The organism is Dickeya sp. Secpp 1600, from assembly GCF_003049805.1.
Lineage (GTDB): Bacteria > Pseudomonadota > Gammaproteobacteria > Enterobacterales > Enterobacteriaceae > Dickeya > Dickeya fangzhongdai.
The window spans coordinates 4,184,691-4,196,971 of sequence record NZ_CP023484.1 but is presented as its reverse complement, the minus strand read 5'-3'; the positions used below and the strand labels follow the sequence as shown (position 1 = coordinate 4,196,971).

Below are 12,281 nucleotides of genomic sequence, written 5' to 3'. Positions count from 1 at the left end.
TTGTGGTAACCGGGTTCATCCTTGAACCTGTACATAATGCCGAAGCCAGTGTTGGCCCCGGCACTGATGACGCTTATCAGAACGGAATATCGTCATCAAAATCCATCGGCGGCTCGTTGCTCGGCATCGGCGCGCTTTGCTGCGGACGGGATTGGCCGCCGCCGCTGAACTGGTTAGCTTGCTGCGGCTGTTGTGGTTGCCCCCAACCGCCTTGTGGCGCGTTGCCGCCCGCATTGTTGCCCATGCCGCCGCCGGCCGGAGCGCCGCCGCCTGCGCGGCCGCCCAGCATCTGCATGCTGCCGGAGATATCAACCACCACTTCGGTGGTGTAGCGATCCTGACCGCCCTGATCCTGCCATTTACGGGTGCGCAGCTGGCCTTCGATATACACCTGAGAGCCTTTGCGCAGGTATTCGCCGGCGATTTCCGCCAGCTTGCCGTACAGCGCGACGCGGTGCCATTCGGTGCGCTCTTTCTGCTCGCCGGTCTGCTTGTCGCGCCAGCTGTCCGACGTGGCCAGAGTCAGGTTAGCGACTGCGCCGCCGTTCGGCATGTAACGGACTTCCGGGTCCTGACCCAGATTCCCGATAAGAATCACTTTATTAACGCCTCTGCTGGCCATGTTGGTGTCTCCTGATCAATCACTTTTTAAAGTTTAAGCGAAGAATTCTAGCATGTCAGTGCCGCAGATTATACCGGTGTGAGAGTCGCGAGCCAGTTCCGGTCTTTTTTCCTGCGTTGCCGTTGTTTGCAATCGGATACTGGATATCCATTCAGTTTATTTTGTGCCATAATCGGCCGTTTCTACCGGTTTCCTTTCGTACGGAAAGGATGAAAGAACAGCGTCTATTGCGGGAAAAGTGTGCATGGATAAGATCGAAATTCGTGGTGCCCGTACCCATAACCTGAAGAATATCAACCTGATTATTCCACGCGATAAACTGATCGTCGTGACGGGGTTATCCGGTTCCGGCAAATCCTCGCTGGCGTTCGATACGCTGTATGCCGAAGGGCAGCGTCGTTATGTGGAGTCGCTGTCGGCCTATGCCCGCCAGTTCCTGTCGCTGATGGAAAAGCCGGATGTGGATCACATCGAAGGGTTGTCGCCCGCCATTTCCATTGAGCAGAAATCCACGTCGCACAACCCGCGTTCCACCGTCGGCACCATCACTGAAATCCACGATTACCTGCGTTTGCTGTTCGCCCGCGTCGGCGAGCCGCGCTGCCCGGAACACGATATTCCGCTTGATGCCCAGACCGTCAGCCAGATGGTGGACAACGTCTTGTCGCAGCCGGAAGGCAAACGGCTGATGCTGTTGGCGCCGATCGTTAAAGAGCGCAAGGGCGAACACACTAAGACGCTGGAAAATCTGGCGACGCAGGGTTACATCCGCGCCCGTATCGACGGCGAAGTGTGCGACCTGTCGGACCCGCCGAAACTGGAGTTGCAGAAAAAGCACACCATTGAAGTGGTGGTGGACCGTTTTAAAGTGCGCAACGATTTGGCGCAGCGTCTGGCCGAATCGTTTGAAACCGCGCTGGAGCTGTCCGGCGGCACCGCCGTGGTGGCGGATATGGATGACGCGAACGCGCCGGAACTGCTGTTCTCCGCCAACTTCGCCTGCCCGGTGTGCGGCTATAGCATGCATGAGCTGGAGCCCAGGCTGTTTTCATTCAACAACCCGGCGGGCGCCTGCCCGACCTGCGACGGGCTTGGCGTACAGCAGTTTTTCGACCCGGCGCGGGTGGTGCAAAACGGCGAACTGTCGCTGGCCGGCGGCGCTATTCGCGGCTGGGATCGCCGTAACTTCTACTATTTTCAGATGCTGCGCTCGCTGGCGGATCATTACGAATTCGACGTTGAAGCGCCGTTCGATAGCCTTAGCCCGGCGATTCAGAAAGTCATTCTTTACGGCTCCGGCAAGGAAAACATCGAGTTCAAATACATCAACGATCGCGGTGATACGTCGGTGCGCCGCCATCCGTTCGAAGGGGTGCTCAATAATATGGAGCGCCGCTACAAAGAGACCGAATCGACCGCGGTGCGCGAGGAACTGGCAAAGTTCATCAGCAACCGGCCGTGCGCCAGCTGTAACGGCACCCGACTGCGTGAAGAAGCGCGCCACGTCTATGTGGAGCAGACCACGCTGCCGCAGATTGCCGATATGAGCATCGGCCACGCGATGGAGTTTTTCCATAACATCAAACTGAGCGGTCAGCGGGCGAAAATCGCCGAAAAAGTGCTGAAAGAGATTGGCGACCGCCTGCGTTTTCTGGTCAACGTCGGCCTGAATTACCTGTCGCTGTCGCGCTCGGCGGAGACGTTGTCCGGCGGCGAGGCGCAGCGTATTCGCCTGGCCAGCCAGATCGGCGCCGGTCTGGTCGGGGTGATGTACGTGCTGGATGAGCCGTCTATCGGCCTGCACCAGCGCGACAACGAGCGCCTGCTGGAGACGCTGATCCATCTGCGTAATCTCGGCAACACCGTGATTGTGGTGGAACACGATGAAGACGCCATCCGCGCCGCCGACCATATCATCGACATCGGTCCCGGCGCGGGCGTTCACGGCGGGCAGGTGATCGCCGAAGGGACTGCCTCCCAGATCATGGCGGTGCCGGAATCGCTGACCGGCCAATTCCTGAGCGGCGCGCGCAAAATCGAGATCCCGACGCAGCGCATTCCGGCGGATCCGGGTAAAGTCCTTAAGCTGATTGGCGCACGCGGCAACAACCTGAAAGACGTGACTCTCACCCTGCCGGTCGGGCTGTTCACCTGCATTACCGGGGTGTCCGGCTCCGGCAAGTCGACGTTGATCAACGATACCCTGTTCCCGATCGCCCAGCGCCAGCTCAACGGCGGCGAGCTGAACGAACCGGCGCCGTATCGCGACATTCAGGGGCTGGAGCATTTCGACAAGGTGATCGACATCGATCAAAGCCCGATCGGCCGCACCCCGCGTTCCAACCCGGCGACGTACACCGGCGTGTTCACGCCGATCCGCGAGTTGTTCGCCGGCGTGCCGGAAGCGCGCAGCCGCGGTTATAACCCCGGTCGTTTCAGCTTTAACGTGCGCGGCGGGCGTTGCGAAGCCTGTCAGGGCGATGGCGTGATCAAGGTGGAAATGCACTTCCTGCCGGATATTTACGTCCCCTGCGATCAATGCAAAGGCAAACGCTATAACCGCGAAACGCTGGAAATTAAATACAAGGGCAAGAGCATCCATGAAGTGCTGGAGATGACTATCGAAGAAGCACGCGAGTTCTTCGACGCCATCCCGGCGCTGGCGCGTAAACTGCAAACGCTGATCGATGTCGGTTTGTCCTACATCCGGCTGGGGCAGTCCGCCACTACCTTGTCCGGCGGCGAAGCGCAGCGCGTGAAGCTGGCGCGCGAGCTGTCGAAACGCGGCACCGGGCAGACGCTCTATATTCTGGACGAACCCACCACCGGCCTGCACTTTGCCGATATCCAGCAACTGCTGGCGGTACTGCATCAGTTGCGCGATCAGGGCAACACCATTGTGGTGATCGAACACAATCTGGATGTGATCAAAACCGCGGACTGGATCGTGGATCTGGGGCCGGAAGGCGGCAGCGGCGGCGGTGAAATTCTGGTTTCCGGCACGCCGGAAACGGTGGCGCAGTGCGAGAAATCCCACACCGCCCGTTTCCTGAAACCGATTCTGGAACGCGGTTAAGCGAGTTCCAGACGGCGGTTGTTAAGCGCGGCTTGCCGCGCTTTTTTATGGCATCCTCCGGCAATCATTCATCACCACAGGAGACGTGAGATGTGGAAACAATACGATATTCGGCTGAAACCCCGTGCCCGCGGTTTTCATTTGATTACCGATGAGGTGCTGGCGCAGGTGATGGATCTGCGTGACGTTAAGGTGGGGTTGCTGCATGTGTTTATCTGCCACACCTCGGCCTCGCTGACGCTCAATGAAAACGCCGATCCGACGGTACGGCAGGATTTTGAAAGCGCCTTTAACCATCTGGTACCGGAAGACGAGCCGTATTACCGCCATACCTACGAAGGCAGCGACGACATGCCGGCGCACCTGAAAAGCAGTTTGCTGGGCAGCAGCCTGATGTTGCCGGTGCGCAATGGTCGGCTGCATGTCGGCACCTGGCAGGGAATTTACCTGTGCGAACACCGCAATCACGGCGGCAGCCGTTCGCTGGTGGCGACGCTGCAGGGCGAGTAAGTTATTACAGTTTCTCGTGTTCCGCCGACGGTAAGACGGGCAGGTATGATTCCGATTCGTTTGTGTCCTGCGCCAGAATGTGCAGGGTAGCTCTATCTTTCCCCGCCTGCTTGGACTGATACAGTAGTTTATCCGCCGTTTCGATCGCCATGACAAAATCCGGTGATTGCCGATACTCGAATGTGCAACCGCCGATACTCACCGTGACGTGCCGGGCAATGTCGCCGTCAAGCGTAATCTGCAACTCGCGGATGCTGTCCAGAATGCGCGTGCTGAGGGTATTGAGATACGGTTTGTCCGGTGAGCGCGACAAAATCAGAAATTCTTCGCCGCCCCAGCGCACGGCGAGATCGTGGTGCGAAATATGCGTTTTTATGGTGTGGGAGACGGCCTGAATAATTTTATCGCCATTGCCGTGCCCATAGGTGTCGTTAATGTGCTTGAAGTTATCAATATCGCAGATCAAAACCGACAGCGTGGTCTCTTTGGGTATTTCCTGGACCTTTTTCCACAGGAATTTCCGGTTGTATAGCCCTGACAGATAATCGGTATAAACTTTCCGCTTGATAATGTTGATGGCGAAACGTTTGGCGTAATTCTTTTCACAAATGAGCATGATCACCAGACAGGAAATCAGGGTGTTCAGGCGATAGGAAATCAGGTTTTCAAGATAGATAAGCGAGGTGTCTTTCCAGTAGTCGCCATAATAACGTGTGGAGATAAGGGTATAGACGATGAATAGCGTCAGGCCCGACAGCAGGGCCGACGGATAGAAATTCAGTTTTATCGAAACCAGCGCCAGCGGGATAAGCAGCAGGATGGTTTGTTCCAGCGTGCTGCTTTGTATCAGCAGAATTTGCACCAGCACCGAGGCGGCGATCAGCATCGCGTCGGCTTTATGCCGCTGAACCGCCTTTAATAATGGCGCGCCTGCCCGTTTATAGGCCATGAATCCGGTAAGAATCAGGAACAGCAGAACGCCGGTGGCGATCTGTTCGGTCGCCCAGTCGAGCGATGCCATCACATAATTGCCGTTATCAAGCGAGTACAGCAGGCTGCAATATACCAACGACTGGAGCATGCTGGTCACCACTATCGGCGCACACAAAATGACCGTTCTTCGAATGGGGTAGTACAGGTTCTTAAACCGGATAACCGTCTGCAAGGACAGAAAATAGAGCGGCACAAACAGGCTGTCGATAACGCCGAGCAGCATCTGATTTTGTCGGGAAATATCCTGCGGGATGCTGAATGAGGCCGCCGTGTGGCTAATAAAAAACAGGACAAAAAAAACGGAGTAATGGAGCTGCTTTCTGTTGGTTATCGCCATGAAAGCCATAAAAGCGTTAACCGGCCAGAGCGGGGCGATTTTCGCATTCTGGATGTTAAATAAAAATAAATAAGATAAACAAAAAGATACCAATAAACCGGCACAAAAAAGTTTGGTTTTTTGACAGTCTGCCATTGTCGTTTAACGTCCGATTTTTTGTTGTGATTACACGAATCTATAACATTAGGCAGGGTCTCACAATTAAGCTAATGCGCCCGGATCGAGCCTTTAGGCAGACGGAGGAACCGCGCCGCGACACAGCGGCCGGGCGTGGTTAATGCTGTGCCAGAGAAATATCGTCGGAGAGGTATTCCACCACCACCTGATTACGGCCGCCATTTTTGGCTTTGTACAGCGCGTTGTCCGCCGTCTTGATGGCGATATCCAGCGCCGACTTCTGCGGGTTAAAGGTCGTCACGCCAATTGAAATGGTGACCTGATGGTGACGGGAACCCGGCATATAGACGGTGTTGGCGACGTTATTGCGCAGCCGTTCGGCAATTACCGTGGCGACATGAATATCCGCGCCCGGCAGCAGGATCAGGAATTCTTCGCCGCCAATGCGGCAGACCAGGTCGGTCTTGCGGAAGTTTTTACGGATCTGCTGGCTCAGTTTGCGGATCACCTCGTCGCCGACGTCGTGACCAAAAGAGTCATTGATCGTTTTGAAGTGATCGATATCAATAGCGATCACCGAGACCTTCTTATATTCGCTGCGGATCTCTTCCATGCTTTCCAGCATGCCTCGTCGGTTCAACATGCCGGAAAGCAGGTCGGTATGGGCTTCCGAGCTGAGGCGGCCAATGCGTTTGTGCAGCAATACGGTGCCCATCAGTAAGACCCGTTTTAGCTGTTCTGCTTCCAGGTACCAGGACTTGACCGAGCGGATTTTGCTAATGACGCCGAGCTGATCCATGCTGCTGGCCGATTTGGCCAACTGACGCAGCGGTTTGGAGATGTAATAGGCCAGAATGCTGAGCGCCAGCAGAGTAAGGATACCCAGCGGCGTGCCTTGCTTCAGGACGCTGAGCATCACATCGTTCAGCGCTTCCTCAAGCGAATGGAACGACTGCTGGGTGATAATAATCCAGTCCGCCTTCTGTGTTCGGATAAACGATGCCGGTGAAGGGATGCCTTGTTCATCCGGCATCATAAAACTGCCCTTACCCTGATTGGCGATCGAATTCAGAATATTTGAGTCGCTGAATTTTCTGCCAATCTGACTGGCGTCGCGGTGATAAATAATGGTGCCTTCTTTATCAATCACATAAGTATTAAAACTGTCATTGCTGAATTGCGTATTCATGAATTCATTCAGAATACGGCGGTTATTAAGATAAAGGGAACCGCCGATATAACCGAGATAATTACCGATGTCATCCACGATAGGGTAGGATATATAGACAATATAATTGCCGCTTAGGGACGTATGAGGCGCGCTAATAAAAAACCTTTTGGCTTTTAATGTCGTCATGTGTTCGTTTGAGGTAAGTGTGATGCCTGTCAAATTTAGCGACGTCGGCGAGGCTGCAATGACCTGGCTGTTTGCCGTAATCACCAACATCGAGTTGAATCCGTGGCTTAACTGATGAATACGTTGCAGCTCGGCTTGTAGCGACCGAAAATTACCGGACTGGATATGGTTGGCGATCAGCCTGGCGCTGTAGTCCAGCTGTTCTTCCGACGTAGAGAAAAAGTTATCCACGGTCGCGGATAATTTGGCTGAATAACTAGAGTTTACCTTAACTGCCTGTTCAATAAGCAATTTCTTTTGAACATGATAAAAGGTGAAATAGCTATTCAATAGCGTAACGAACATGCTGGAGAGAGAAATGAACAGGATTAAATGCAAAAGATTTATTTGTAGCAGTTTTTTTATCCGCATTTAGTTATATTTACCGGCTTATTACCATTTCTGGTTGCACAAAATGTGCAATTAATTCATTTCCCAATTAAGGCAGAGTATTACCCTTAATGATTAAGTATTAGTCAAGGTTTAAAATAGTGTCAACAGACGCTACGGGAAATTTTTAGCAGGAACGGGAATAAGGGAAGGAACCGTGTTTTAATAAAATTAATTCCATGATTATGAATGTCGGATATAAGAATTGTTATCACGTCTGGCTACTTTTGATTAGCCTGGTATTAATTTCGTTTGGTTTTCTTGCTCCCTGGTTTGCTCAAAAATAGGGATTAAAGAAACCAGTCTGGCGACGGTCTTTTTAACTCATTCTGGCCGTTTACCGCGATCACCGTTCGCAATTTTTTTTGCAACTGATTATTTTTATTAATGAAAAATAGTCAGGTTGCTCTTCTTCTCCCTCTCTCTTTTTTAGCCGGCGTTGCCGCGGAACCTTGTTAACGTTTCGCTGCTGATGTGCGTTAACCTTGAAAAGAGTATGTCTTTTTTGTGGTTATTTCCGATCGATATCTGAAAACCAATAGTCAATTGCTATTTATAGTCATTATTTGAATGTTTTTATCGATCGAATCATAAAGGTTGTTAGAATGAGGTGCCGATAGTAGGTCAGGGAGCAGGCCAGAGTGCATGTCATGGCGGCCGATGAATACTATTCCGCGTCCGGTCTTAGCCTTACTATTTTTGAATTTCTTTTTTTTATAATGTTTTTGTCTTACACACTGTGGAAAAGAAATGATTTTTGTCGCCTGAAAAGGGGATGAGAAGTATTTCATCGTGATGGCTGGCTGACGTATTAGCCTGATTGTTGCTGTGCCCTTATCACGATTACTGACAGTAACGGATGCGATGCCTGTTTTAACGCGGCTCTGTGTTTTGCCCCTGAGGACGTCATGTTTATGACATTTTGTTATTAGTAAAGGAGTGAGGAGCTGAGAATGCGTTTATCTGACTGGCGAATTGGTTATCGTCTGGGGGCCGGATTTGCCGCCCTGGCAGCCATGCTGTTGATAGTGGGAATACTATCAATATTGAAGTTGTCGAGTTTTCATGACAATGCACGCGATATCGTACAAGAGATATATCCCAAAACTGTTGATGCCAATAATCTGATCGAAAATGTTAGTGAAGGTGTCAGGGTATTTCAGCAATTATTGCTGGTGTCTGGTGATGACAAAATCAAGTCCGTCACCGATCAAATTCCTCCTGTTTCCCAGGAAATTACCCGGCTGATGAGTGAGCTGGAAAAATACGCCAACGAATCCAATAATGCAAAAATTCAGCAGGTCATTAGTGATATTCGCACTATTCGTGCTGATTTTTTGAGTTCCGGCCAAAAAGTGATTGCGCTGGTGAAAGCCAATGATCGGGACGCGGCGATCAACGAATTCAACGACCACCTTAATCCGTTACAAAAAGCCTACCGCAAGGCGGTGCGCCAACTGGTGGATTATCAGGACGATATGATGATGAGTACTGTCGATAGCATGTCGGCTACCTATCATGAGATCCGTCTGGTGCTGCTGGTGATTCTGGGGTTGGGTGTGGCGCTCAGTATGTGGATTGCCTTGGCGATCACCCGTAGCGTCACCCAGCCGATTCAGCAGGCGCTGGTCATGGCGGACCGCGTATCGCAGGGCGATCTCACCTCGCAGATTTCCACCAGCCGCAAGGATGAAGCCGGATTGCTCTTGCAGGCGCTGGACAACATGAACGACAGCCTGCGCCAGATTGTCGGCCAGGTGCGCGACGGCGCGGAGGCGATTTCCACCGCCGCCTCGCAAATTGCCGCGGGTAATCAGGATCTCTCGTCCCGTACCGAAGAACAGGCCAGTTCGCTGGAGCAGACGGCGGCGTCGATGGAAGAGCTGGTGTCGACCATCAAAAACACCGCGGAAAACACCCAGCAGGCCACGTCGATCGCCAATCAGGCGTCGTCGGCCGCGCACCGTAGCGGCGAAGTGATGCTGTCGGTCACCAATAAGATGCGGAGTATTCGTGAAGCCTCTATGCGTATGGCTGAAATCATCGGCGTGATCGATGGCATCGCGTTCCAGACCAACATTCTGGCGTTGAACGCCGCGGTGGAAGCCGCGCGTGCCGGCGAGCAGGGGCGCGGTTTCGCGGTAGTGGCCGGCGAGGTGCGTTCGCTGGCGCAGCGTAGCGCCACGGCGGCCAAAGAGATCAAGGAACTGATCGACGATTCGGTGGACAAGATTCAGGAAGGGATGCAACTGGTGGATACCGCCGAATCCACTATGGATGGCCTGACCGGTCACGTTAAAGATGTGCATAGCATTATCAACGAGATCTCGCAGGCCAGCCATGAGCAGAGCGATGGCATCAGCCAGATCAACATCGCGGTCGGACAAATCGACACCACCACCCAGCAGAACGCGGCGCTGGTTGAAGAGTCGGCATCCGCCGCGCTGTCGCTGCAATCGCAGGCGTCGCTGCTGGCCGAAGCGGTCAGCGCGTTCCGCCTGACGCCGCAGGGCAGCAACGGCGCGCCGTCGCCGGCCCGTCGGTCGGCGGCGCTATCCCACGCGCTGCCGTCTGCCGCTTCCGTTCGCCCGGTTGCGACTGAAAAACGTGCCGCCGCCACCGTCGGTAGCAATGACGACTGGACGTCGTTCTGAGTGATATTTCCCTCCCCGAGTGGGGGAGGGAATACTGCCGGATGAGGATAGAGAGAACATGTCGGTGCTGTGAAGGGTTTCGTGCGTGATAAACAGAGTCGTTTCTTTGCCACTTCATCGCACGCACGACAAGGATAGGCTCAAACGCCGCCTCTCCTTGACCACTGGCTGGAGGCTAAACTACGCCGCTACGCGGTGCCTTCGGCGTTCGCCTTCGCTGTTCGGGCCGCCTGTGACGTGCTCCCAGCACGGCACAGGCTTTCGCCGCGTCCGTGCGGCTCACCCGGCGAAGTCGCCCACCTCAGCGTAGTTTTTAACGCCAGCAACCCCGTCAACCTCTGCCTACTCGGCAGTGAACGCATCGAGCAGTGCAAAAACACTACGTAGCCATTTCTAAGCTGCCTACTCGGCAGTGAACACCTGGTTGATAGTGTCGCGCAGCGAATAGCTTTTCTAAGCTGCCTACTCGGCAGTGAACGGGTAACGTATCGCCGTACTCGATATCCTCAGTTTCTAAGCTGCCTACTCGGCAGTGAACAGAAACAGGTTGCGGAAGTTGCCCGGCCCTTTTTTCTAAGCTGCCTACTCGGCAGTGAACGAGGATTTACGCTATCACGATCTGCGCAGGGATTTCTAAGCTGCCTACTCGGCAGTGAACGCCATCAGAGCAAGTTACGTGGCGTCGAAACATTTCTAAGCTGCCTACTCGGCAGTGAACTTTCAACGCGTCCGCAACGCGCTGGGAATTGATTTCTAAGCTGCCTACTCGGCAGTGAACTTTTCGTGTAATGCGCGCATATCAGTGGCGATTTTCTAAGCTGCCTACTCGGCAGTGAACTATCGAAGTGCTGTAGCGCCGCGACGATGTGCTTTCTAAGCTGCCTACTCGGCAGTGAACCCATTAACATCAACGGCCAGACGCAAAATGGCTTTCTAAGCTGCCTACTCGGCAGTGAACCAACACGTTACTCTGATCGATGCTGACGCGGTTTTCTAAGCTGCCTACTCGGCAGTGAACCTGGTGGTACTGCCGGATGGTGATATCGCTCATTTCTAAGCTGCCTACTCGGCAGTGAACCCGGCGATTGGGCGGGGTACACGGACGCACAGTTTCTAAGCTGCCTACTCGGCAGTGAACTCGTTCTCGTTTGGTGACCCCACTCCCGTCATTTTCTAAGCTGCCTACTCGGCAGTGAACGCCATGTATTCCGGTGAGCCGTAAATCTCCTGTTTCTAAGCTGCCTACTCGGCAGTGAACATCGCCTTGTACAGCTTGGCTCGCACCATATCTTTCTAAGCTGCCTACTCGGCAGTGAACTCGTTCTCGTTTGGTGACCCCACTCCCGTCATTTTCTAAGCTGCCTACTCGGCAGTGAACGCCATGTATTCCGGTGAGCCGTAAATCTCCTGTTTCTAAGCTGCCTACTCGGCAGTGAACATCGCCTTGTACAGCTTGGCTCGCACCATATCTTTCTAAGCTGCCTACTCGGCAGTGAACGAGATAATCGACAAATTCCCAGAAATAAATGTTTTCTAAGCTGCCTACTCGGCAGTGAACCGGTTGGTGCCGGTGGCGCGAGTGACTCTACTTTTCTAAGCTGCCTACTCGGCAGTGAACCGCCAATGCGCCAATCATTGCTGGTTGCGGCATTTCTAAGCTGCCTACTCGGCAGTGAACCCCACTCGGGCGGCACGGCGCGGCCGCTATCATTTCTAAGCTGCCTACTCGGCAGTGAACTAAATCCTGTAAAACATTTCAATAAGATTGTTTTTCTAAGCTGCCTACTCGGCAGTGAACAGGGAAGTTTTGATTACTTTGCTGTCACGGCTTTTCTAAGCTGCCTACTCGGCAGTGAACTGGCGCATATGCCATGACAAACGCATCTGCAATTTCTAAGCTGCCTACTCGGCAGTGAACAATATATCCCAGTCTTTTCATCGGCATACGCTTTTCTAAGCTGCCTACTCGGCAGTGAACAGTTTTTGCCTACCAGGAGAGAACGGTTAATTTTTCTAAGCTGCCTACTCGGCAGTGAACCGTGGCATTGAGTCGCTCAGCCATTCCTTCCATTTCTAAGCTGCCTACTCGGCAGTGAACGCCGACGATTTAATATTATCAGAGTTGGTTACTTTCTAAGCTGCCTACTCGGCAGTGAACATTCTATACGCCCCACATTGTGGGGCAT

6 protein-coding genes and 1 CRISPR repeat array (1 of these 7 only partly in view) are annotated in these 12,281 nt (G+C 53.3%); of the genes, 3 read left to right on the top strand and 3 right to left on the bottom strand.

Going from position 1 to position 12,281, the window contains the following annotated elements:
- Positions 1 to 76: 76 nt before the first annotated feature.
- Positions 77 to 622, bottom strand: a complete 546-nt coding sequence (gene ssb1, locus CPA59_RS18695; protein ID WP_038665930.1) for a single-stranded DNA-binding protein SSB1 — start codon at positions 620 to 622, stop codon at positions 77 to 79.
- Positions 623 to 866: 244 nt separating this feature from the next.
- Between ssb1 and uvrA the strand changes: the two genes are divergently transcribed.
- Together uvrA and CPA59_RS18685 are read left to right on the top strand one after the other, a co-directional pair.
- Positions 867 to 3,698: an excinuclease ABC subunit UvrA gene (gene uvrA / locus CPA59_RS18690; RefSeq protein ID WP_049855540.1), complete on the top strand. Its 2,832-nt coding sequence runs from the start codon at positions 867 to 869 to the stop codon at positions 3,696 to 3,698.
- Between the two features lie 90 nt (positions 3,699 to 3,788).
- Entirely contained in the window at positions 3,789 to 4,208 is a 420-nt protein-coding gene (locus tag CPA59_RS18685; RefSeq protein WP_107760376.1) for a secondary thiamine-phosphate synthase enzyme YjbQ, read from the top strand.
- A 4-nt stretch (positions 4,209 to 4,212) separates the two neighbouring features.
- Here CPA59_RS18685 and CPA59_RS18680 read toward each other — a convergent pair whose 3' ends face one another.
- Both CPA59_RS18680 and CPA59_RS18675 read right to left on the bottom strand, forming a co-directional pair.
- On the bottom strand, positions 4,213 to 5,538 hold the full coding sequence (locus CPA59_RS18680) for a diguanylate cyclase (protein WP_159077959.1): 1,326 nt from the start codon (positions 5,536 to 5,538) through the stop codon (positions 4,213 to 4,215).
- 274 nt (positions 5,539 to 5,812) lie between these two features.
- A complete protein-coding gene (locus CPA59_RS18675) occupies positions 5,813 to 7,357 on the bottom strand; it encodes a sensor domain-containing diguanylate cyclase (RefSeq protein WP_255412310.1) in 1,545 nt (514 codons plus the stop codon).
- Positions 7,358 to 8,394: 1,037 nt separating this feature from the next.
- Here CPA59_RS18675 and CPA59_RS18670 point away from each other — a divergent pair.
- The gene (locus CPA59_RS18670) at positions 8,395 to 10,095 is read left to right on the top strand and encodes a methyl-accepting chemotaxis protein (protein ID WP_107760370.1); all 1,701 of its coding nucleotides are present in this window, start codon (positions 8,395 to 8,397) and stop codon (positions 10,093 to 10,095) included.
- Positions 10,096 to 10,425: 330 nt separating this feature from the next.
- Positions 10,426 to 12,281: a CRISPR direct-repeat array (repeat unit 28 nt; unit sequence TTTCTAAGCTGCCTACTCGGCAGTGAAC); it runs 92 nt beyond the window's last position.

Coding starts and splice junctions, on each gene's coding strand:
- ssb1 (WP_038665930.1), bottom strand. CDS start 622: ATGGCCAGCAGAGGCGTTAATAAAGTGATTCTTATCGGGAATCTGGGT.
- uvrA (WP_049855540.1), top strand. CDS start 867: ATGGATAAGATCGAAATTCGTGGTGCCCGTACCCATAACCTGAAGAAT.
- CPA59_RS18685 (WP_107760376.1), top strand. CDS start 3,789: ATGTGGAAACAATACGATATTCGGCTGAAACCCCGTGCCCGCGGTTTT.
- CPA59_RS18680 (WP_159077959.1), bottom strand. CDS start 5,538: ATGGCGATAACCAACAGAAAGCAGCTCCATTACTCCGTTTTTTTTGTC.
- CPA59_RS18675 (WP_255412310.1), bottom strand. CDS start 7,357: ATGTTCGTTACGCTATTGAATAGCTATTTCACCTTTTATCATGTTCAA.
- CPA59_RS18670 (WP_107760370.1), top strand. CDS start 8,395: ATGCGTTTATCTGACTGGCGAATTGGTTATCGTCTGGGGGCCGGATTT.